This window comes from Pseudoalteromonas sp. RWi3 (assembly GCF_054960735.1).
This window is the reverse complement of sequence record NZ_JBHNYL010000007.1, coordinates 163564-186483: the sequence shown is the minus strand read 5'-3', so window position 1 is coordinate 186483 and position 22920 is coordinate 163564. Positions and strand designations below refer to the sequence as shown.

21 protein-coding genes are annotated in these 22920 nt (G+C 40.8%); 12 read left to right on the top strand and 9 right to left on the bottom strand.

Going from position 1 to position 22920, the window contains the following annotated elements; translation table 11 throughout:
* Positions 1-21: 21 nt before the first annotated feature.
* Both ACFI4Z_RS11550 and deoC read right to left on the bottom strand, forming a co-directional pair.
* Positions 22-522: a hypothetical protein gene (locus ACFI4Z_RS11550; protein WP_099295621.1), complete on the bottom strand. Its 501-nt coding sequence runs from the start codon at positions 520-522 to the stop codon at positions 22-24.
* Entirely contained in the window at positions 512-1258 is a 747-nt protein-coding gene (deoC, locus tag ACFI4Z_RS11545) for a deoxyribose-phosphate aldolase (protein ID WP_462670712.1), read from the bottom strand. The genes ACFI4Z_RS11550 and deoC overlap by 11 nt, the downstream gene beginning before the upstream one ends.
* A 276-nt stretch (positions 1259-1534) precedes the next feature.
* Between deoC and cysG the strand changes: the two genes are divergently transcribed.
* The 6 genes from cysG to cysQ are packed head-to-tail and all read left to right on the top strand — an operon-like array spanning position 1535 to position 8507.
* Positions 1535-2956: a siroheme synthase CysG gene (gene cysG, locus ACFI4Z_RS11540; protein ID WP_099295619.1), complete on the top strand. Its 1422-nt coding sequence runs from the start codon at positions 1535-1537 to the stop codon at positions 2954-2956.
* Positions 2957-3015: 59 nt separating this feature from the next.
* On the top strand, positions 3016-3915 hold the full coding sequence (gene cysD, locus ACFI4Z_RS11535; protein WP_394193354.1) for a sulfate adenylyltransferase subunit CysD: 900 nt from the start codon (positions 3016-3018) through the stop codon (positions 3913-3915).
* On the top strand, positions 3915-5342 hold the full coding sequence (cysN, locus tag ACFI4Z_RS11530) for a sulfate adenylyltransferase subunit CysN (RefSeq protein WP_462670711.1): 1428 nt from the start codon (positions 3915-3917) through the stop codon (positions 5340-5342). Before cysD ends, cysN begins: the two co-directional genes overlap by 1 nt.
* 30 nt (positions 5343-5372) lie before the next feature.
* A complete protein-coding gene (locus ACFI4Z_RS11525; RefSeq protein ID WP_099295616.1) occupies positions 5373-7097 on the top strand; it encodes an SLC13 family permease in 1725 nt (574 codons plus the stop codon).
* Positions 7098-7133: 36 nt separating this feature from the next.
* Complete coding sequence (gene cysC / locus ACFI4Z_RS11520; RefSeq protein ID WP_099295615.1) at positions 7134-7733, top strand: adenylyl-sulfate kinase; 600 nt, start codon at positions 7134-7136, stop codon at positions 7731-7733.
* Positions 7734-7736: 3 nt separating this feature from the next.
* Positions 7737-8507, top strand: a complete 771-nt coding sequence (gene cysQ, locus ACFI4Z_RS11515; RefSeq protein ID WP_462670710.1) for a 3'(2'),5'-bisphosphate nucleotidase CysQ — start codon at positions 7737-7739, stop codon at positions 8505-8507.
* Positions 8508-8916: 409 nt separating this feature from the next.
* Here cysQ and ACFI4Z_RS11510 read toward each other — a convergent pair whose 3' ends face one another.
* On the bottom strand, positions 8917-11805 hold the full coding sequence (locus ACFI4Z_RS11510; protein WP_462670709.1) for a P-loop NTPase fold protein: 2889 nt from the start codon (positions 11803-11805) through the stop codon (positions 8917-8919).
* 269 nt (positions 11806-12074) lie between these two features.
* On the opposite strand from ACFI4Z_RS11510, the gene ACFI4Z_RS11505 reads away from it, so the two are divergent.
* The 4 genes from ACFI4Z_RS11505 (at position 12075) to ACFI4Z_RS11490 (ending at position 15509) form a co-directional block, all read left to right on the top strand.
* A complete protein-coding gene (locus tag ACFI4Z_RS11505; protein ID WP_394193358.1) occupies positions 12075-12266 on the top strand; it encodes a hypothetical protein in 192 nt (63 codons plus the stop codon).
* 285 nt (positions 12267-12551) lie between these two features.
* Positions 12552-13403: a hypothetical protein gene (locus tag ACFI4Z_RS11500; protein WP_462670708.1), complete on the top strand. Its 852-nt coding sequence runs from the start codon at positions 12552-12554 to the stop codon at positions 13401-13403.
* A gap of 168 nt (positions 13404-13571) precedes the next feature.
* Positions 13572-14915: a M24 family metallopeptidase gene (locus tag ACFI4Z_RS11495; RefSeq protein ID WP_462670707.1), complete on the top strand. Its 1344-nt coding sequence runs from the start codon at positions 13572-13574 to the stop codon at positions 14913-14915.
* Between the two features lie 195 nt (positions 14916-15110).
* Positions 15111-15509, top strand: coding sequence for a hypothetical protein (locus ACFI4Z_RS11490; protein WP_462670706.1), 399 nt, complete (start codon positions 15111-15113; stop codon positions 15507-15509).
* Positions 15510-15609: 100 nt separating this feature from the next.
* Here the strand turns inward: ACFI4Z_RS11490 and ACFI4Z_RS11485 are convergent, their stop codons facing one another.
* The 6 genes from ACFI4Z_RS11485 to ACFI4Z_RS11460 form a co-directional block, all read right to left on the bottom strand.
* Entirely contained in the window at positions 15610-15903 is a 294-nt protein-coding gene (locus ACFI4Z_RS11485; RefSeq protein ID WP_058561363.1) for an antibiotic biosynthesis monooxygenase family protein, read from the bottom strand.
* A gap of 120 nt (positions 15904-16023) precedes the next feature.
* A complete protein-coding gene (locus tag ACFI4Z_RS11480) occupies positions 16024-17925 on the bottom strand; it encodes a S9 family peptidase (RefSeq protein WP_462670705.1) in 1902 nt (633 codons plus the stop codon).
* 89 nt (positions 17926-18014) lie between these two features.
* Positions 18015-18395 carry a hypothetical protein gene (locus tag ACFI4Z_RS11475; RefSeq protein ID WP_462670704.1) on the bottom strand — a complete coding sequence of 127 codons (381 nt, stop codon included), beginning with the start codon at positions 18393-18395 and terminating at the stop codon, positions 18015-18017.
* 133 nt (positions 18396-18528) lie between these two features.
* A complete protein-coding gene (locus ACFI4Z_RS11470; RefSeq protein WP_462670727.1) occupies positions 18529-18846 on the bottom strand; it encodes a TonB family protein in 318 nt (105 codons plus the stop codon).
* 333 nt (positions 18847-19179) lie between these two features.
* On the bottom strand, positions 19180-19557 hold the full coding sequence (locus ACFI4Z_RS11465) for an energy transducer TonB (RefSeq protein WP_462670703.1): 378 nt from the start codon (positions 19555-19557) through the stop codon (positions 19180-19182).
* Between the two features lie 324 nt (positions 19558-19881).
* Positions 19882-20775 carry an aldo/keto reductase gene (locus ACFI4Z_RS11460; RefSeq protein ID WP_462670726.1) on the bottom strand — a complete coding sequence of 298 codons (894 nt, stop codon included), beginning with the start codon at positions 20773-20775 and terminating at the stop codon, positions 19882-19884.
* Positions 20776-20996: 221 nt separating this feature from the next.
* On the opposite strand from ACFI4Z_RS11460, the gene ACFI4Z_RS11455 reads away from it, so the two are divergent.
* Both ACFI4Z_RS11455 and ACFI4Z_RS11450 read left to right on the top strand, forming a co-directional pair.
* Complete coding sequence (locus ACFI4Z_RS11455; protein WP_462670702.1) at positions 20997-21707, top strand: YIP1 family protein; 711 nt, start codon at positions 20997-20999, stop codon at positions 21705-21707.
* A gap of 47 nt (positions 21708-21754) precedes the next feature.
* The gene (locus ACFI4Z_RS11450; RefSeq protein WP_462670701.1) at positions 21755-22918 is read left to right on the top strand and encodes an efflux RND transporter periplasmic adaptor subunit; all 1164 of its coding nucleotides are present in this window, start codon (positions 21755-21757) and stop codon (positions 22916-22918) included.
* The last annotated feature ends 2 nt before the right edge of the window (positions 22919-22920 follow it).

Genomic DNA, 22920 nt, shown 5'->3' with positions numbered 1-22920 from the left:
GCGGCTATCCCCTAGCCGCTTTTAATCTACTCGTAATAACTCACCGCGGTAAAAATCACACAGTAACCATATTTGTTCAAATTGATGGTTTTTTGGAAAAGCTATTTTTTTGATTGTTGCTTCAAAGTCTCTTCTATTCCAGATGGGGCTGGCATTACGAATTAGCAACCAGGTGCGTTTTGAGTAATAGCGCTTAGTGGCTTTTTGTTTGAGTAATCGTCCTAGTGCTGATTGCAGTCGGTGTTCACTGGGCTGTTGTGCCATATCAGCTAAGTCACATTGCATTTGTATCGACAATGGCCGGCCTAACACGGCCATTGCTTCGGTTTCGCTGGCGTATAAATGCGCTACTTCTATATCGAGCTGCTCATTTGCTTGATAGCAACTTACATCAGGTCTATTCGGTTCATTATGCCAAATGTGGCGCATATGAATACCGGTTTGCTGTTCGTAACAGCGTAAAAATAACTTAGCAGCCCCATGCTCAAGGGCTATTTTTTCGCGTTCACTGTCACGCTTCATTTAGTACGTTATACACTTGGCTTAATAAACTCGAAGCGCCGAATCTGAATGTTTGCGGGTTTAAGTAATCAGCCCCCATAATATCACTCGCTAAGTGTAAATAATCACTGGCTTCACTCACCGTTTTAACGCCGCCAGCGGCCTTAAACCCAACCACTTTATTTGAGGCTTTAATTGCCTCTAGCATTATTTTTGTTGCATCAAGTGTCGCGTTAATAGCCACTTTACCAGTGCTGGTTTTAACAAAGTCAGCCCCGCCGGCAATCGCAATTTCTGTTGCTAACTTAATTAACGTTGGAGTTTTAAGCTCACCTGATTCAATGATAACTTTTAATTGAACATGCTCAGGGCATACCGCTTTGCTAGCTGTTACATACTCAAGCGCTTTCGCATCATCACCCGCTGCTAACGCTTTATAGGGCAGCACCAAGTCAATTTCATCAGCGCCACGCTCAATCGCAACTAAGGTTTCGTTAATCACATCACTTAATGCCGCATCACCAGCTGGAAAGTTGGTTACCGTGGCCACTTTAATGTGGTTTAACTCACGTTGTGCCAGAAACACTTTTGCATCGTCAACAAACTCGCTATAAACGCACACTGCCGCTGGCGTACCCAATAAAGGCTGGATGCTTGCCACTAATTGCTCGATCGTGTCAGTTGTATCGGTTTCATTAAGCGTTGTTAAATCCATAACGGCGACAGCGCGCGCTGCATTTTTATGTTTTTCATTCATGAATTAACCACCCTACTCGTATCAAAATTAGTGTTCTATATTAGCAAATTATCATAATCTAGCTATATCTCATAACTAATCACAATAAGCAGATTAATCTACTTGAAAGTAGCCGCAATCCCTTGTTAACTAAGCCTTAGGCCAAATCAACACACCCCATATAACTTTTGGTTATATGAACTGGGTTTTAATTATTTTTTACTTCGCTGTGCGCGCTATACTCTGCGTTTCTATTAAGCATATATGCTACGACAGTTGTTAAGAGGTGTTACTACAATGCAATATTTACCTATCTTCACCAAGCTAGATAATAAACCTGTACTGGTTGTGGGTGGTGGAGAAGTTGCATTACGCAAATGCCGTGCATTTTTAAAAGCACGCGCCAGTGTTACCTTAGTTGCGCCTTGGTTTTGTGATGAGTTACAAGAACATGCACAAAACAATGAAGTAACGCTTATTGACGCCTACTTCGAGGAATCACACCTTGAAGGCAAAATGCTGGTTATTGCAGCCACAGATAATGACGCCGTCAACAACACCGTATTTGAACTTGCCAATGCAAAAAATGTATTTGTAAATGTGGTAGATGATCAACCTAAATGCACGTTTATCTTTCCTTCTATTGTTGACCGTGACCCTATTACTATTGCGATTTCAAGCGCTGGCACAGCGCCTGTTTTAGCAAGGCGACTGCGCGAAAAACTCGAAACACTGATCCCACAGCATATTGGCCCGCTTGCAACGTTAGTGGGAAGCTTTAGAGACAAAGTTAAGCAGCGCTTTAAACATTTTGCCGATCGCCGTCAATTTTGGGAAGGCGTGTTTGATTCCTCTGTGGTCAGCAAAGTTCAAAGTGGTGATACGCAATCAGCTATGGCGCAATTAGAGCAACTTCTTGATGCCAAGCCAGAGCCTGAAGGCGAAGTGTATGTGATCGGTGCAGGCCCAGGCGACCCAGAATTATTAACCTTAAAAGCACTGCAATTAATGCAACAAGCTGATGTAGTGGTATATGACTACCTCGTCTCAGATGAAATTATGGAACTGGTTCGTCGAGACGCCGATTTAGTGTGTGTTGGTAAGCGTTTAGGCGATCATAGTGTAGCGCAAGAAGATACTAACCAAATGCTGGTCGACTTTGCCAAACAAGGTAAAAAAGTATGCCGTATCAAAGGCGGCGACCCGTTTATTTATGGCCGTGGTGGTGAAGAAGTACAAGTACTAGCAGCGAATAACGTAAGTTACCAGATAGTGCCGGGCATTACCGCTGCCGCAGGCTGTAGTGCCTATGCAGGTATTCCGCTAACGCATCGTGACCATGCGCAGGCTATTCAGTTTGTTACCGGCCACTGTAAAAAAGACGGCCAAGAGTTAGATTGGCAATCACTGGCTAAGCCAAATCAAACTTTAGCAATTTACATGGGTGTAATTAAATCACCACATATTCAAGCGCAACTACTTAAACATGGCCGTGGCGCAGATACACCTGTCGCAATTATTGAAAACGGCACACGTAAAAACCAACGTGTAGTAACAGGAAAATTAGGTGAATTAGCCGACTTAATTGAAAGTCATAGCATTATTTCACCTGCATTACTGATTATTGGTGAAGTGGCCTCTTTGCATGAGCAACTTCATTGGTTTGGCGAAAAAGCACAAACCAGTAGCTTTGCGCAGCCGCTAACCGACGTGGCATAAGAACAAATTTTTATCACTTTTAATTTTTAACTTTAATCATTTTAGTAGGACGACTAACAATGGCTTTAACTCACCTTCAGCAACTAGAAGCTGAAAGTATCAAAATCATGCGCGAAGTCGCCGCTGAGTTTGAGAACCCAGTTATGCTTTACTCTATCGGTAAAGATTCATCGGTGCTTTTACACTTAGCGCGTAAGGCTTTTTACCCAGGTAAAATTCCATTTCCACTGCTCCACGTTGATACCGACTGGAAGTTTAAAGAAATGATTGAGTTTCGTGACCGCTTGTCAAAAGAGTACGGCTTTGACCTAATCGTTCATAAAAACCCTGAAGGCTTAGCAATGGGTGTGGGTCCATTTACCCATGGTTCTGGTAAACACACGGACATCATGAAAACCCAAGGTTTAAAACAAGCACTTGATAAGTACGGTTTTGACGCAGCCTTTGGTGGCGCACGCCGCGATGAAGAAAAATCACGAGCAAAAGAGCGTGTGTACTCGTTCCGTGACAAACACCATCGCTGGGATCCAAAAAATCAGCGTCCTGAATTGTGGAATACTTACAACAGCCAAGTTAACCCAGGTGAAAGCATTCGTGTATTCCCACTGTCTAACTGGACTGAACTGGATATTTGGCAATACATTTACCAAGAAAACATCGATATGGTGCCGCTATACCTAGCTAAAGAGCGCCCTGTTGTAGAGCGTGATGGCACCTTGATTATGGTTGATGATGAGCGTATGCCACTTGCTGATGGCGAAGTACCACAAATGAAGTCAGTGCGTTTTCGCACCCTTGGCTGCTACCCACTTACCGGTGCAGTGGAATCAACGGCAAGCACATTAACTGAAATTATCGAAGAAATGCTGCTATCAACGTCATCAGAGCGTGAAGGCCGAGTAATTGATCATGATTCAGCAGGTTCAATGGAGAAGAAAAAACGTGAGGGCTATTTTTAATGTCTACTAACACTAACGACACAATTAACGAAGTAAGAGAACTGGGCATTGATGCCTACCTTGCTCGCCAACAAGATAAAAGCCTATTACGTATGTTGACCTGTGGCAGCGTAGATGACGGTAAATCAACCCTGATTGGCCGCCTATTACACGACAGTCACCAAATTTATGAAGATCAGCTAGCAGCCCTTCATAAAGATAACGAAAAAGTCGGTAACGCCGGCGAAGATCTTGATTTAGCCCTACTCGTTGATGGCCTGCAAGCAGAACGTGAGCAAGGCATTACCATTGATGTAGCGTATCGTTATTTCTCAACAGCTAAACGTAAGTTTATTATTGCTGACACCCCAGGGCACGAGCAATACACCCGCAACATGGTAACCGGTGCATCAACCAGTGATGTAGCCATTATTCTTGTTGATGCCCGCTACGGCGTGCAAGTGCAAACTAAGCGCCATAGCTTTATTTGTGATTCACTGGGTATTAAACAGTTTGTTGTGGCGATTAACAAAATGGATATCGTTGATTTTGACGAAACCGTTTATGAGCGCATTAAAGCGGATTACCTAAAGTTTGCTGAGCAACTTAACGTCTCTGATATTAAGTTTGTACCTATGTCGGCGCTTAAAGGCGATAACGTGGTTACTCGCTCTGCACATACACCGTATTACACTGACAAGCCGTTACTTGAGTTACTTGAAGACTCACCAGCTGCCGAAAGCGACACAGGCTTTGAAGCGCGCTTCCCGGTGCAATATGTTGTGCGCCCTAACTTAAACTTCCGTGGTTTCCAAGGTACATTAACATCGGGTAAGTTATCTGTTGGCGATGCAGTAAAAGTATTACCATCGGGCAAAACATCAAGCATTAAAGAACTTGTCACGTTTGACGGTAACCTAGACACAGCATATGCTGGCCAAGCAATCACGATTACGCTTAATAGTGAAATTGATATTAGCCGTGGTGATGTAATTGTTCCTGCTGATTCTACTGTTGCGGTGACGAACCAAGTGCAAGCAAAGTTAGTGTGGATGCATGAAGCACCGCTCGTACTAGGTAAAAGCTATAACTTTAAGTTAGGCAGTAAAAACACCTCTGCTATCGTTAAGAAGATTGATCACACTATTGATGTGAACACCCTTGAACACGGCAGCGCAGACAGCCTACAACTTAATGAAATCGCCATTGTAACGCTTGAGCTGACAGAAACGATTTTAGCTGATGAATATCACAACAATCACGAAACTGGCTCGTTTATCTTAATCGACCGTTTATCTAACTTAACCGTTGCAGCGGGCATGGTAGAGCAAGCACTTGCCAGCCAAGAGCAAAGCGGTGACTTTAGTGATTTTGAAGTTGAATTTAATGCTTTAGTACGCAAGCACTTCCCACATTGGCAAGCGCTTGATATTTCTAAGCTTAAATAACTAACTTTGCCTGTTAAGGACATTTAAAGCATGTATCAACAGCTAGTATTAACAGGCATTATGCTTACTTTAGTCGGTTGCCTTTTTGGCACTCGACTAAAGCCAGCATGGCTTTTTGTCGGTGCCATTGGCACCGCCTATTTAGCTGGCCTGATTGAGCTTGAAGACATGTTGGTAAACTATGCCAACCCTTCCCTTATTACTTTGGTTTTATTAGTTTTAGTGTCTATCGCGGTTGAAAAAACCACGCTAGTGCAAAAATTAGCCCAGTCACTTTCGAAGGGTAGCTTATCCAGCTCAGTGACCAAGCTTGGCCTTTCAACGGCCTTTTTATCATCCTTTACTAACAACACCGCCGTAGTGGCATCTTTAATTACCGCAATTAAAGACAGTCCCACTCATTCACCATCAAAACTGTTATTACCATTATCGTACACCGCTATTTTAGGTGGCACGATTACCTTAATTGGTACTTCAACAAATTTAATCGTCAATGGTTTTGCCGTTGACGCTGGCATGGCACCGCTGGGCTTTTTCGACTTTACTTTAGTCGGATTAGGCGCACTGAGTGTTGGCCTTATCACTATTTTAGTAATGCTAAAATACTTACCCGACAACGGTAAGAACGACCAAGAAGTCGTGCCCTTCTATCTTGAAGGTAAAGTGGAGCCCGGCTCAAAATTAATTGGTAAAAGTGTAGAAGAAAACGGCCTGCGCGACCTTAAAGACTTATTCCTAGCCGAAATATTACGAGGCGACAGACGTATATGCGCAGTAACCCCGCAGCAAGTAATAAAATCTGGCGATGTGTTACTGTTTGTCGGCGACATTAAATCAGTGCCACTACTGACCCGCTTTGATGGCTTAAAAGTGGTGCATGATAAGCACGAAAAAGATGTAGAGCACCTCGTTGAAGTGGTCGTAAGTCAATCATCTAAGTTTATTGGCAAAACAGTCAAAGAAATTCGTTTTCGCGAGCAGTTTCACGCCGCTGTTATCGCAATTCGCCGCGGTCATGACCGCCTACAAGGTGGCCTTGGTAAAGTGCAGCTACAAGCCGGCGACTCATTAATTCTTGCTCCAGGTAAAGATTTTTATACCTTGCCTAATTTAAAGCGTGAGTTTGTGTATATCTCAGGGCTTGATTTACAAACTCACCTTGCCTCTAAACAATCAAATTTAGTGCTCGCAAGTTTTGCCACCGTATTAGGATTAAGCATTTTTGGTATCGTGCCACTTGTTAAAGGCCTACTGGTCTTGCTAATCGGCTTAATGCTGACAGGCACCATTAAACTGAATGAAGTAAAGCGCCGTTTCCCTATCGAGTTACTAGCAGTAGTGGGCAGTGCCATTGGCCTTGCCAAACTCATGATAGGCACGGGTTTAGCAGGGCAAATATCAGATGCGATGTTTTATGTACTCGGTGATTTTGGTCCTTACGGCGCGTTTATTGCCATATTTATAATGACGGTGTTATTCACTGAGCTCATTACAAACAATGCAGCCGCAGCTTTATCATTTCCAGTGGCTTACGCTTTAGCGATTGGTTTTAATGTAGACCCGCTGCCCTTTATTATGGCGGTTGCATTTGGTGCCTCGGCCAGCTTTATATCACCGTTTGGTTATCAAACTAACCTAATGGTTTATAGCGCGGGTAATTACCGCTTAAAAGATTACGTATTAATGGGCTTACCGCTTTCTGTTATTTATTCAATAACGGTATTAACCCTAATTCCGCTGGTATTCCCGTTTTAACCAGCGTTACTCAAGATTCAATAAGAGAGTATTAAAATGGATGAGAATATTGTTTGGCACAATTATGCCATTACTAAAGCACAGCGTAGTGAGCATAAAAGTCATAAACCCGCTATTTTATGGTTTACTGGTTTTTCTGGCTCAGGTAAAAGCACCGTCGCAAACGCCCTTGAGAGCGCACTTAATCAGCAAGGTATTCACACCTACTTACTTGATGGCGACAACGTACGCCACGGTTTATGTAAAGACCTAGGCTTTAGCGACGAAGACCGTATCGAGAATATTCGCCGCGTGGGCGAAACTGCCAAACTCATGGTGGATGCTGGCCTATTGGTACTCACTGCCTTTATTTCACCGTTTCGCGCCGAGCGCGACATGGTCAGGGAATTAGTGGGTGATGGTGAGTTTATTGAGGTGTTTTTAGATACGCCATTGGATGTCTGTGAAAGTCGCGACCCTAAAGGCTTGTATAAAAAAGCCCGCGCGGGTGAAATTAAGCACTTCACGGGGATTGATTCAGACTACCAAATACCTCATTCACCTGAAATAATATTAGATACCAGTAAAAACACCCTAGACCGATCGGTGCAAGAACTGATAGCGTATCTAAAACAACAGCAAATTATTAAAGGTTAAGTCATGAACCAAACGGAACTGCTAGAAGAAGTATTGATCCTCGCCCGCCAAGCCGGTAATGCTATTATGGGGATTTATGAAAAAGACTTTAACGTTGAGTACAAGGCCGACGAAAGCCCAGTAACCGACGCCGATCTAGCAGCTCATAAAGTGATTGCCAACGGCCTAAAACACTTAACCCCTGACGTGCCAGTACTTAGTGAAGAAAGTGCTGATATCAGCTGGGATGTCCGCCAAACTTGGACTCGCTACTGGTTAGTTGACCCAATAGACGGCACTAAAGAGTTTATTAAAAAGAACGGTGAGTTCACAGTAAACATCGCACTTATCGAAAACGGTAAACCCACCCTAGCCGTGGTAGACGCCCCTGCTCTTGGCGTTTCTTACCTCGCCGCAGAGGCCATCGGTGCATTTAAAGATAAAGGCGATGAACGCATAGAGCTTAAAGTGACGACTAAACCTAATAAAGGGTTAATTCGCGTAGTTGGTAGCCGCTCTCACCCTTCTCCTGATTTAGCTGAGTTTGTAAAACGCTTTGACGACGTTGAAATGGTATCAAAAGGCAGTTCACTAAAATTGTGCTTAGTTGCCGAAGGCAGCGCTGATATATACCCACGCCTAGGCCCAACCTGCGAATGGGACACAGGTGCAGGCCACGCCATTGCCGAAATCGCCGGTGCAAAAGTCACTAAACTCGACGGCAGCCCGCTTGTTTACAATACTAAAGATGAATATTTGAACCCGTATTTTATTGTGAGTGCGGTAGAAGAATAAGCGCTTTCAGCTGTAAGGTAGGCTGGGTAGAGCGAAGCGAAACCCAGCATGTTTAAGCCCGACTATTCACTCGTAGGAGATGGCTTCAGCCACGAAAAGCCCTACTCGGTGTTTGATTTAAATACAATTTCACCACCGAGAGCACCGAGGCGCTTCGCGCTACGCAGAGAATTTGAGCCATAAGCTCTAGAGTTTTAAGCGATGAGTTGTAAGCCTAGCACTTCGCTTGTAGGAGTTGGCTTTAGCCACGAAAAACAGTACTCCGGCCACTATTTAAAAAACAATTTCATCACTGAAATCACCGAGGCGCTCGCGCTGCACAGAGGAAAAGTTCTAATCATCTTTATGCTGTAAAGCTCACTCCACCCGCGTGGTTATTCATGGCAAAGAGTCTTACTAGCATTAGTTTCTACCTAAAAAGGTCAAGATCCATACATGCGTCATCAATATCTTGACTACTAAACCCTTGCGAAGTTAATTTTTTAACTTCTTTTGATAAAAGAGCTAATTTAGGCAATGGTTGATATTTCATTGCAGAAATAAACGTCCTATCATGATTTTTCGCTCTCTCTACAAGGTATATTTTCACAAACAATTTAGCAGCATTGCTTCCCAAATTACTTAGTATTAGCTCAAAAACAAACGTAAAATTAGGCCGCCCAGCACCACCTTTAAAATAATTAGCGAGCGTCGCTAAACTATAAATACAGTCGAGGAGACTCTCATCGACATCTTTTTCCAACAATAACTCGCCAATTTCTAGTAAATTCTTTTCTTCAGTCTCTATTTTTTTATCTAAATCGCTTCTAGAAGGGAGTTTCCTTCTTAGTTCATCTAAGCACTCACTAATTAAATACCAAGAACCATTTTTATCAAACGTTGTGAGCATATTTGAAACTAAGGATTTCAAACTTTTATGTTTTGCAAGGTATACAAACATTTTTGAAAAAATCCCAGTAAAAATACTTTCATGCGTATAGTACTCATCATTTATTTTTTGAAGAACAGCACTATATAGTTTCTCTGTAGGCGTTTCTCCCATTATGCCGTTTTTACCAAAGAGGATATCTTCAAACCTCGATACAACTATTTGAAATTGCAAGTTATGGCAAAAGTCGTCTGCTAACAACTGAAAATCTGCCACTTCTACAAAACGCTTTAACACATGCTGTTCACTTAACTCGTTTTTCCGTATACCCTCATTTAATATTCTTTTTAAATAATCAATTGCTGGGTCCATACATGCAAGTGATTGCGTCGGTTTTAAAAGTTCATTTGGTTGAAATGGTATTACTTCAGGTTCTTTATTTGTATCTAACTTATCAGCTATTTCCTCTAAAGCAGTTAATAATGGCTTTTTTTGTTGTTCCTCTTCCATCACTTTAAACCTGTCTTCACCATGTCCAAGCATGACTTTAAAATAGTCGATAAATAGTTGATCTTTAGGATCTATAAACTTGTTGATATTCTTATTTTTATTCTTAATAAACTCATCGTAGTTACTAATAAATCTTTGAAAGTAAATTGGCTGAACTTCTCTTAAGCAAGAAGCCAACAGCAAAGATAGAAAATTAACCTCTCCCATTAATTTATCTTGTTGCCAGCTTTGATCTACCCTACGGAAGATTTTTTTTAATGTTCTAATCGAGATAACCGCACTATTAAAAACTGACACTTCATCATTAAATAAATTATTAACCCGACTTCTTAAAACTTGTATTAGATGTTTTTTGTTATCTACCGCCAGTACTGTATAGCTATCTTTTGAAGCACACTCTTCAAGCCTGAATTTTGGTAGATTATCCCAAATAATTAAAATACTCCCCTCATTAACCGCAGTTACAAGGGATTCTTCAATAAATTTACGAGTAATTTCAGAGTAATCTATTTGAGTAATATCTTCTCTATAGTCTGTTGCTTTTGATATCACTTCGGCAGCAATATCATTTTCATTACCCATTGCGATGATAAAGTTGATATTACTTAAATCTTTATTCTTCAGTCTATCCAATAATGCAGCTATATCATTTAAGCGCTTTTCATTTTCATCACCAGTGCCGCGATCTATATCTTGTAACGTGATTAGTAATTTATGGTTTGTTGCTTTAAGCACATCATTTAGCTTTTGAAAGCTTTGCTCAATATCAATTGGGCCTGCTAGTAATGTAGATGCAAACTGAAATACGCTACCACCTGACTTCATCGCTTCGGTATAATGTTTTGGTAACGCACGAAAGGCGCACATATCAATATGCTGGCTGATATCATCGATAATATGGCTAAGTACAACATGGGCAACACTACCACTTGCAGCGCCCCATGTTGATATATCAATGTGTATCCACTTAACCTTGTTTTGTTGTTCTACTTTTAGTTTCTTTTTATTTGATGATCCAGCTTCTACCTCTTTAGATTTTTTGAGCTCGTTTGCTATCGCGGCAACAATGCTACTTTTACCGCAGCCATAAGGCCCGCATAATGCCATGTGCTGTGCGATATCTTCTTCATATTCATCACCACCGTTGCGCAGTCGCTCGGTCATGCGCTTTGCATAAACCTGCAAATCAGGTTCTAATTTCTCTGTATGTTTAATAGTTGAATCGTCTTTAAACCAGCCTTTAAACTCATCTAATGTTTTAAAATCATTTGAACTAAGGCTTCTCGTGCGCTCCAAAGTTATTTGATTACGATTCCATTTAGCTTTAATGCACTCATTTACATATTTGCTTATTAAAAATATTGCAGAGAATATGTAAATATCTACAGCTATAAAAAGCGGCCAACTAAAACCCGCATAACAGATATGCCAATAAATGAAAACTGTACTAATCACTGCTATAAGCGAAAAGCAAACAACAAAATTAATACGAATTCTTTCATTACTTTGTTGATAAGCTGTAACTATGGAAGCACCAAAAATTGTTAAGGTGAAATACTTAAAACTAGAAGCAGCCGCTATTAATTGCTGTAAATTTGCAGTGAAGTAAAAAATCGATCCTATAAGAATTATCGACAACCATAAGCTTATCGTCACCGGTGGGTATCGCCAGTTAAACCCAATACTGCGTTTGGCGTGGGAGATATAAAATTTATCCAGTAGCAGCTTGATGCCAATGCCGGCAAGAAAAGCAAAACTATAATGCAGCACGGGGTTTGTATTTAATATACTGCTCCACTTCAAATAAGCTTGCTGTACAAAACTGACGTTGCTTAAAAATACTGTGATCGCGGCCGCGGTAATTGCACACAATAGAAGTGATAACCAACGCTGGGCTGGAATAGGAAGAGACTGCGACAATTTAATATCCTTATACGTAAACAAGTTAAAGCAACCAGCCCAGTCTATACTTAATTACTTAAAATTAGAAACAACGAGTAACTCATACATTAAATAGATATTAACCCTCGGTGTAGCGTGTAGCGCCTCCAAACCTCGGTGGTTCCAAACGTTTATTTTTGCTTGTCGTTTTCAGCTTCAGCCACGAAAAGCTTCCGCGTTAAAATTTTTCTGCATGCCTTATAACTGTACCTTAAAATGAAAATTCAAATTAATTATAAGGAACAATAATGACGACTGTTGAACAGGCGATTGAATCGGCGTATCAAACGCAAATCACTCATTTATATAATGCACTTAGCCATGCTGTATTAGCTGCTAATGGTGAACCAAGTGAAATCAATGCTGCTGAGGTAAGCTTTAAAAAAGGCTTAACTTTTGCCGCAGACATTAGAGCCCGCGCACTTGCTGCGGCGCAATAAACTGCACTGTTAATGGGCACTCATTTGAATGCTCATTACTCACAAGCTCTGAGTTTACTATAAAGCCACCTTACCCATCCTATTGATACAAACTGTATTTCGCCTACTAATTTTGAGTAAAAACTTTCAAGTGAAAGTAAGAAAGCCCATTGAACAATCGAGACCCTTTATTGAGTAAGTTAGCAAAGGAATAAAACAGGCTATTTAACGCTACCTTGTAAAACCAATCAAAGTGAACTAACCTAAAAAACACTTACAAACAATGGTTTATGTATTGACGTTAATATGATAAATATAGTGGAAGGTAAATTGAAGAAGCTCTCATTTTTAATAATTTTAGGTGTTTTAATTTATGTCTCTTTGCAACTTACGGGGTTGTTAGATAGCAATAGAGACGAAGTTGTTTCAGAAGATAAAAAACGTGGTCACGCCACAACGTTAGAAGTTCGCGAAGAGGTTGCTGATAAGCCACTATCAAAAGATAAGCCGAATACCGATGATAAAAAAGCAGAATTGCATCAGAAGATTTTAAACTTAAAAAATACGCCAGCACTTAAAAATGGCAGAGCAACAGAAGCAATTGCACTCAAAAGCTATTTGTTGCGTAAAGCATATACTGATGAAGATCATCTAGCATTTGAAAAGGCGATAACTGATATAGTCCTAGGGCACCCTATTGACCTTAATAGTGACTTATATAAAGGCGTTTTATCAGAACTTGAAAAAACTGAGGTTAACACTCATTGTGGTTATCGAAAACGCTCTCTCGGTCGTGACATTAGAACATACTGTGTAGATGATATCGTTTTAGAGAAAGTAGATGAGCAGGATAAGGTATTTGCTCATTATTTTCTCACCGATAGCTTATATACCTCAGGCCTTTTCAGAGTATGGTATGAAAATTTAGAAGCGTCATCAGGACAAAAAATGAAAGAGTTACTCCCTGTAACAGGTGAGCTTTATGGGCTTCATGATAGAGGAAAGTGCTCTAAAAACTTTTGTTTTATTGAAGGCCGATTAGACACGGAGGTGATTAATAGCATTACAAATTACAGCCCTGAGTGCTTAATAAGGTTTGTTTCGACCTCTTTAAGAAAAGCCAAAGATAAAACTGTCTATGAAGTTAAATGTGTATAAGTTAATTTCGCTTTGAGAAAAGATGAACTGTCGCGAACGAAAATTGAAACCACGAATGAAATAATCGCTCAGCACTTTTCTCACTTGCCTGCGATTTATCTCAAATTGTTTGTTTATCGCAGTTATTCAGGCATGTTATAAATTAATTAGCCTAAAATTAAAACAATTATGCACCTTACTAAACAACTCATGCTTTGCGTAAGCTTGCTGGCGACACTTGTATTAAGCCCTTTAGCTAAGGGGAATGACGTGCCGACTATTTTATCAATGAAAGAACGTGCTGCGTTTATCGATAATATCACCGAGCTCAGGGTTAACACGTTAATGCCCACCCTAATGAAGCAACACAACATTGATATGTGGCTGCTTATTAGCCGTGAATACAACGAAGACCCGATACTAAAAACCATGCTGCCTGCAACCTGGTTATCAGCAAGGCGCACTACCATTTTACTGTTTGTGCAAAATAAGCAAGGCGGTGTTGATGCCTACGCTATTGCCCCTTATAAAATAGGTAATGTATTTACAAAGGGCTGGGATAAAAAAGCGCAGCCAAACCAATGGCAAGCACTTAATGACATAATTGAACGCTACAAGCCAAGCAATATCGCACTGAATACCTCTACCGATTGGGGCCATGCGGATGGTTTAGTGCTTGGCGATTACAATACCTTAATGGCCAACTTACCGAGTGCTTATAAAAACAAAATAATATCAGCCGAGCCGCTTGCTGTTGCTTGGTTGGAGCAACGCATTCCTCAAGAAATAGAAATGTATAAGTACATAGTCGCGATTGCGCATACGATTATTGCTGAGGGCTTTTCCAGCAAAGTTATCACGGTGGGAAAAACAACCAGCGACGATTTAGTCTGGTGGTTTAGAGAGCGTGTAAAAGACCTTAAACTACAAACATGGTTTCACCCTAGTATTGCAATACAACGCGCCGACAGTAAATCATTCGATCACGAAGACAGCTTTACCAATGGCTATGCCGATAATGTGATTCAAGCAGGTGATTTACTGCATGTCGATTTTGGTATTACGTATTTGCGCTTAAACACCGACACACAACAGCATGCCTATGTGTTAAAACCTAACGAAACTCAAGCCCCCGACTACCTTGTCGATGCGTTAAAAAAAGGCAATAAACTACAAGATATTTTTACTGCTGAATTTAGTGAAGGTAGAACAGGTAACCAGGTATTAAAAGCCGCCCGCGAAAAAGCCATTGCACAGGGCTTAAAACCTACTATTTATACGCATCCGCTTGGCTATCATGGCCACGCAGCTGGTACTACATTAGGTATGTGGGATTCCCAACAAGGCGTGCCGGGAGATGGCGATTACCCACTGCATTTAAACACCGCTTATTCAATTGAGCTTAACAATGCGGTGTTTATCAAACCGTGGAATAAAGAAATTAGAATTATGCTAGAAGAAGACGCCATTTTCGATAAAACCGGCGTGTGGTATTTAAATGGTCGACAAACCGAATTACTCCTTGTCGATTAAGAGCATTTTTAGCCGTTGATGGTTAGGTCTTTTTCAAGCAAAAACAACAAGCTCTATCACTTCTTCTCATTGCTATTTTACGTAACATAGAAATGTAAGATTGAACCAAAATAGGAACTCAGTTATGGTTGAATCATCAATAAGAATATAAAGTTAATCTACTGCCTTGTTATGCAGTTAGGAAATATCAGAGTTATGTTTAAAATTTTATTCGTGTTTTCACTATGCTTTTCTGCCAGCTGCTTTGCAGGTGAGTTTGCAAATGAAGCAAATGATAATCCATTTTTGAATGGTGAATTAAATCCCAAATATGAAGGCGAAATCACCGCCCTTGGTGGTACTGTTATTTCTCATATCGTGGTCGATAACAATAACTTTTATAAACTAGACCTGAAAATAGAGGGAATCAAACCTATCTGGGTAACTAGTTTTATACAACCTGCTGGTAAGCAAACGATTGAAGAAGGAGATCGAACTGTATTCAAAGGGTATATTTCCAAATCAATAAGTTTAGATTCTTCAGGTAAGCTGATTTCGGCTATTAAATCTGATACTTTACTTATGGCCATTTATGTTCAAAATCAAGGCTCTTAAATAACGTGGGAAGTCGAGCGCCTGGTCTTTACCTTTTCAAACAAAAACCAGCCGCGCCAATCCTTCTCAACTTTTTAACAAATAAAAAAGGAAACATGCGTTATCCGTTAAACGTATACTCACGTTTTATTTCTACCACTTGCACACTGTATGACTCATACCACTTAGAACGGCCAATGCCTTGGGCTAGCGCGTGCTCTGGATCACGCTTCCAATTTTTGATTGCTTCTTCACTTTCCCAGTACGAAATTGCAATTTCTTGATCGCCCTCTGTCACAGCAACAAAATCCAAGCAGCCGTACTTTTCAAATGCAAGCTCTCTCATTTTTGTTACTGTTTTACCGTATTCATCATCCTGAATACCTGGTTTTGCCCTAAATATAACTGCGAACATGGATACTCCTTAGTTGTATTCACTGTGACTGATGTTTGCCCTAGCGGGTAAGACTCAATAAAAAAGCCAATGCGCAAATTTTCACGTACTGGCTTTTTATTAAACATAATGAGCATTTAACTACAGGGTTTCATCTAACCACTTAAAGAATTCACGTTGCCATACAATCCCGTTTTGCGGTGTTAGCACCCAGTGATTTTCTTCAGGGAAGTATAAAAAGCGGCTTTGCAAACCTCGTAATTTTGCAGCCTGAAAAGCGGCAATGCCTTGCTCTAGCGGTACACGGTAATCTTTACCACCGTGAATCACAAACATCGGGGCATCCCACTTGTCTACATAGCTTACTGGGTTAAACTGACCGTATGATTTTTTAGTCGCGGCATTTTCTTCCCAGTATGCGCCGCCTAATTCGTTATTTACAAAAAATAACTCTTCAGTTGTGCCATACATGCTACGTAAATCAAAAATTCCACAGTGGGCTATAAAGGTTTTAAAGCGGCCCTCGTGGTTACCTGCTAAATAAAATGCAGAGTAACCGCCATAACTTGCGCCAATTGCACCAATGCGAGACGTATCTACATAGGATTCTTTTGCTACATCATCAATGGCATCAAGGTAATCTTGCATTACCTTACCACCCCAATCTTGGCTTATATCTTCATTCCATTGAACTCCATGACCCGGCATACCACGGCGGTTAGGTGCCACCACAATATAACCTTGTGAGGCCATTACTTGGAAGTTCCACCGAAAAGAGTAAAACTGCGACAGTGCAGACTGAGGACCACCTTGTAAATACAATAAGGTTGGGTATTTTTTACTTTTATCGAAATTAGGCGGGTAAATAACCCACGTGAGCATGTCTTGGCCGTCTTTGGTTTTTACCATACGTTTTTCAACATTAGGTAACTCAAGGTTGGCATAAAACTCGTTGTTCTCTTTGGTCAATGCAACCAGTTTTTTACTCTTTAAATCAAGTCGGTAAATTTCTCTTGCGGCATTCATGCTGTTACGCGTAACCACTAATTGATTATCTAACACCGCAACAATGCTGTTTACATCAAACTGGCCATTGGTAAGCTGTTTTATTTTAGGTTTCGCTTTGGTTTTCGTATTTACAGAGACTTGAAATAGCTGGATTGTGCCATCAGTTGGCGCCACAAAATAAATATGCTTACCGTCATGGCTCCATTTAAAGCTGTTTACTGTGCCATCCCAGTGCGCTGTTAAGTTAAATTCACGGTTTTTAACTTTAACAATGATATCGTTCTTATCCGCTTCATTGCCTGGCTCATCCATTTGCAACCACGCTAAGTGTCCTTTTGGTGAGAACGCGGGGTATTTATCATAGCCTAAATTACTTTGTGTGATGTTTGTAGTTTTTTTGCTAGCCAAGTTATAACGATAAATATCGGTATTGGTGCTTTTTACATACTCAGTGCCTGTGAACTTTTTGCTCACATAGTAAATATTCTCACCTTTTGGCCCCCAGGTATAATCAGCAGCCCCACCAAATGGCGACGTTGGACTGTCGAATGCCATTCCCTTCATGATGTCGACTTTTTCTTCGCTTTTTAAATCTTGATAAAATACATGCTTAAAGCTGCCGTCTTTCCATGTATCCCAGTGGCGATAGTTTAAATCATCAAACACATATGCATTAGCCTGACCAAGCTCTTTATACCGGTCGGATGCTAATACCTTTTCTAGTTTCACTTTTTCATGGAACAGTTTTTTGCTGCCATCAGGGGATATACTGCGATCAATCAAAAGGCCTTGGTAGGCTTCTAATAACTGAGATTCACCGCCTTTAAGTGGCACTTGGTAAACTTTGCTATTGAAGTCGTTGTTTTCAACACTCGGCGTGGTCACCTTATAAATCACATGGGTTTTGTCTTGATTTAAACCCAGCGCACTAACGCGCTTTACTTGCCAAAGCTTTTCTGGGGTCATTACATCGCTGGCATATGCGCCCATACTGACCGCTAATCCCAAGCTTACAGATAACATTGTTCGCAACATGGCGAAACTCCTTTAAAAAATAGACTCGATCATGCTACATAAAATAGGCACAAGTTAAAAGAAAGTAGCGATTAACTGACTCCCTCTTTTTATAACCCCCAAACTTGGGATGCTGACAGCGCTATAGACAAAACCAGTCCTATAAAAGCCAAGAAATTATAAAGCTTCCAACGCCCTTTATGCTTTTTTAAACCTTGGTAGAAAGTAAAAATTAAACCAGCAATAGAAGCCAATACCAGTAATACCGACTTTTGCATTAACGGTGACCATATAACATTTCCAGCCCCGATATGATGGTTAAAAAAAGCGGCAAACCACAATAACAGCAGAGCTATAAATATAAGATAGTACTCTTTCAGCCCAAATCGGCTTTGAGAAGCGCCACAAAACGGGCAAAAATAAGCGGCAGATTTACCTGAACCGACTAATTTAGGTACAATTTTGCTTTTACATTTCTTACATGTAGTCATAATGCACACTATTTTTTGGCGGTATTTGCTAAACTAAGCAAAAACTAACCATTGCCTCGTTAATCTGCGCGATAGGCGAGCCAACTGTTAGTTTTTATTTTTGCTCAAGAAAATAGACGCCACCTACCTTTAATTAGTTACATGCTAATTTTGCTTGTTGTTTACAAGCCTGTTCAGCCTGCTCAATAGATTCACCACCCATACAAAAATCTAACCTTAAGATTCTCTTTTCTGGAGCCGTCTCTGTTGCTGCAGGTACCCACTTCCATTTTTTCAACATTTTGCGAGAATATTTACCTATGTGCTTATTAGGCAAAGTATTAATAACCTCAACATTTTCGGTTTTACCAGAGTCAGTAATATTAAAGGCCAAAACAGCGCAGCCTCTTAACCCTGAACGAGCTAGCTCGACTGGGTATTTGGGCGTATTTTGATTTGCTCGCTGCCAAATAAAGTCACTGGTGGGGTCTACATCTGTAACTTATATGTCTGCATAAGTAGTTTTATTTTTAGCTACAGCACCTGTACTGGCAAAGGCTAAGAATAAAGGGATTAATAACGACACTTTCATATACACTCCTTTGTTGGAATATCCACATAACAACTCACCCTATCTCATTTTAATGATTGATAACAACACTCTGCGTCAGTTAATAGTGCCATCAGACAACAGCACGGTTTATAGCACCAAAGACTGTGACGCAGGTAGCTTTCACCTTAAACTCATCACTAAGAGACAATAATACATAGGAACGCCAAGCCAATGACGCCCCCTTTAAGTGCTTTACTTAAAAAATATCGTCTGAGTGAAATACACAGGAACGCTGAGGGTATTGGATTTGGCAGGAATGAAATCTTGCTTTGACATCGCTTTAACTCCCGTATTATCCCAAATACCTGCAGGTACTGACTCGATGATTTCTGGGTCAAATGTATTGCCATTGGAGTCTATGAGAAAACGTAAAGTAACATGCCCTTCTTCAAGTTTTTTTGGGGCCCGTCTTAGAGGTAAATTAACACTAAACCTTTTATTTTTTAGCACCCAGTATTGACCAACATTGTCATTTGTTACTTCAACTGGCGCTTGGTTTAAAACGACTTCCGGGGTTGAAGTACATCCTAAAACCAAAATTGAAAAGAAAATTAGTGAGAGTGTTTTCATAAAATATCCCTATATGTTTAATTTAAATGAGTACATAACCATGTTGTCTGCAATATTTGCCGTTTTATAAACGGATAAATATCCATATATGACAATACATTAACATTATCGATTAAATGCAATTTTGTAAACAATTAGTTAACTAAGGTTCAGGCTGTATAAGTTCAAATAGACATAAAAATGGGAAGAAGCTGTCATATTGGACAAAAACGACATGAGCCAAACTGACTGCATAAATTACAATAATGGGGGTGGTGATATTATCGCTCATATAGCGGTATAAGATTGACTCAAACAGTAAAGCTATATGAGCCGATGTGACAATTAAGGCACGCTATGTCCTGTAGAGCCCTGCCAAATACGGTACCACTGTTCGCGGTTAAGTTTTAACTGCTTGGCGGCTACTGCCGATTCAATACGTTTGATATTACCTGTACCGAGTACTACCGATGGCGCGCTTGGGTGCATTAGTAACCATGCGTATACCACTTGATCAATCGAACTTGCGCCAATTTCACTCGCTACTTGTTCAAGCACAAGGCGTAAACGTATCGCCTTTTCATCGCTGCCTGAAAATAGACGCCCGCCAGCAAGCGGTGACCAAAACATGGGTTTAATATCAAGCAGCTGGCATTGATCTAAAGTGCCATCATCAAGCGCTTTCATTTCATAGGGTGAGCATTCAATCTGGTTAGTCACTAAGTCAAAGTCTAGGCGTGACTGCAATAAGCTCAATTGTGAAGGGGTAAAGTTAGACACACCAAATTCCAACACATCACCATGTTGTTTTAAGGTGTTAAAGGCGTGTGCCATTTCGTCAGCATGCATTAAATAATCAGGACGATGAATCAGTAATACATCTAAACGGTCTGTATTAAAATGCTTAAGCGATTGCTGTGCAGAAGCAATGATGTGCTGTGCACTTGAGTCGTAATGGTTAGCTTTCCCATCAAGGCCTAAACTGGGAAAAGCTGGTTTAATACCACACTTAGTAATTATTTTAATGTCATCACGAATACTTGGCTTTAATGCCAAGGCTTTACCAAACTCTGCCTCGCAACCATATTGACCGTAAATATCGGCGTGATCAGTCTCTGTTATACCTGCTTCAATCGCTTGTTCAAGAAAAGTTAAACATTGCTGCGGTGAGATTTGCCAATCTAATAAACGCCAAAACCCAAGGACTAATTCATCTATCTTTCGCTCAGTGCTGATCATTATTTCTGCCTCATTCCATTTATTATTCAATTAATACCCATACGTTAATAGGTTGTTACACTATTGTCGTGTACAGATACTGATTATGCTTTATTCTACCTACATAATAAGGTATTAATAGCCTTAAGATTTGTACCTAAATGTCCAATCCACCTCAAGATGCAGAATTCAGCGTTTCACAGGGGCTTGGGTATAAAACACTAAATAAAGGAATAATAATAATGAAATCAACCAATGCCCTATCTGCGTGTGTCGATATTTTTATCACACCGACTAAAGCCTTCAATGGCATAAAAGAAGCCAAAGGTTGGTCCTGGCTTGCGTTTGCGCTGATTATAACGGCACTTGTTGCCAGTAGTTATTTGTTTTACAGCAAAGCTGATCCGCAATTTTTATTAGAACAACAGGTCGCCGCGGCCACGGTTGATGCCACCATTGGCGAAAAGAAGATGATTCGTCAAAGTATGGAGCAAGGTATTGATCACCAAGTTTGGTTTGCTATTGGCGGAGGTATTTTCGGTATTATTATTATCAACGCACTTATTTCCGGGTATTACTTATTAGTGTCAAAACAAGACCCTGAAGCAAATTACGGCTATGGTGCATGGTATGGCTTTGGTTTGTGGACCATGATGCCCATGATTATTTCAAGCTTAGGTGTCATCGCATTAGTGTTGACGGCAAGCACCAATGAACTATCAATCAATTTATTTAATTACGCCTCAGTAAATCAATTACTACTTGGCTTAGAGCTAGGTCACCCGTTTTATACCATGACTGAAAGTTTAAATATTTTTAGCCTTTGGGGCATTGCCTTAGCGGCTATTGGCTTAACATGCTGGACTAATTTTAGCTTCAACAAAGCACTCCTTTTTGCAGCTCTGCCAAGCGTTGTAATCTACGGAATATGGACTGTGATAGCCCTCGTTTAAAAGTGCGTGGGTAATTAACGTTACCCACAAAACACACGGAAATAACAATGAAAAAAGCCATTATCATCATCCTTGCGACTGCTGCGTTTGTTGCCTTAATTGTGTCAAAGCAAATCACTGGCGGTAAAGACGCGCCTGAAGTTAATATCGCACAGGTTGAACAAGGCAGTATTGCCGACTCTATTTTAGCCTCCGGTAACTTAGTGTTTAATACGCAAGTACAACTGCGTTCTGAAGTGACAGGCCGCGTAGACAAGGTGTTTGTAGAAGAAGGCCAAAGTGTTAAGCAAGGCGATATTTTAATGCGCCTTGATACCACCGCATTTGAATCTGAAGTAACACGTAATAAAGCGGTTTTACGTGCCAGCGAAATTGAAATTAAGCACAGCAAAACACGCCTCAAAAATATTGAACGACAGTTAAAGCGTCAAAAAGAACTCTACGACGTAGGCCTTGCCGGCCAAGAAGTGTATGAAAACCTGCAAAATGCCCGTGACCTTGCCAAAATTGATATAGAAGCCCGTGGTGAAGCCTATAATCAGGCTAAAGCGTCACTGTCGATTGCTGAAGATAGACTCAGTAAAAGTGTTTTTCGCGCCCCAATGAGTGGTTTATTGGCCTCTGTTAATATTAAAGAAGGCGAAACGGTCATAGCAGGCACCACCAATATTATTGGCTCTGACTTAATGCTGGTTGCCGATCCGAGCGCTATTTTGGCAGAGCTCAGGGTTGATGAAACCGATATTGCTGGCATCAAGCTTGATCAGCACACCGATATTTATGCCGCTGCCTACCCGAACCAACCTTTCACAGGCAAAGTGATTAATATCGGCACATCGGCTAAAAACCAGCCTGGCTCTCAGGGATTATCGTTTCGTGTAAAAGTGCTGCTTGATAACACCGACAGACAACTTTATGCCGGCATGAGTTGTCGTGCGGAAATTGCGACGAGTATTGCTGTGAATGGTTTAAAACTCCCCATAGAAGCAGTACAAAAAGAGGATGATAAATTTTTTGTATGGCGCTTAAACGACGATAACACTGTCAGCAAAGCGTATGTCGAAGTGGGTATTTCATCCGACATAGAGCAAGCCATCACCAAAGGCTTAACTAAAGGTGAGCGCGTTGTTATTGGCCCTGCTCGCCCAGTCAGTAAGCTAAAAGAAAACGATACCGTAAAAGTAAAACAGCCTATTACTGAGGATGCGTAAAA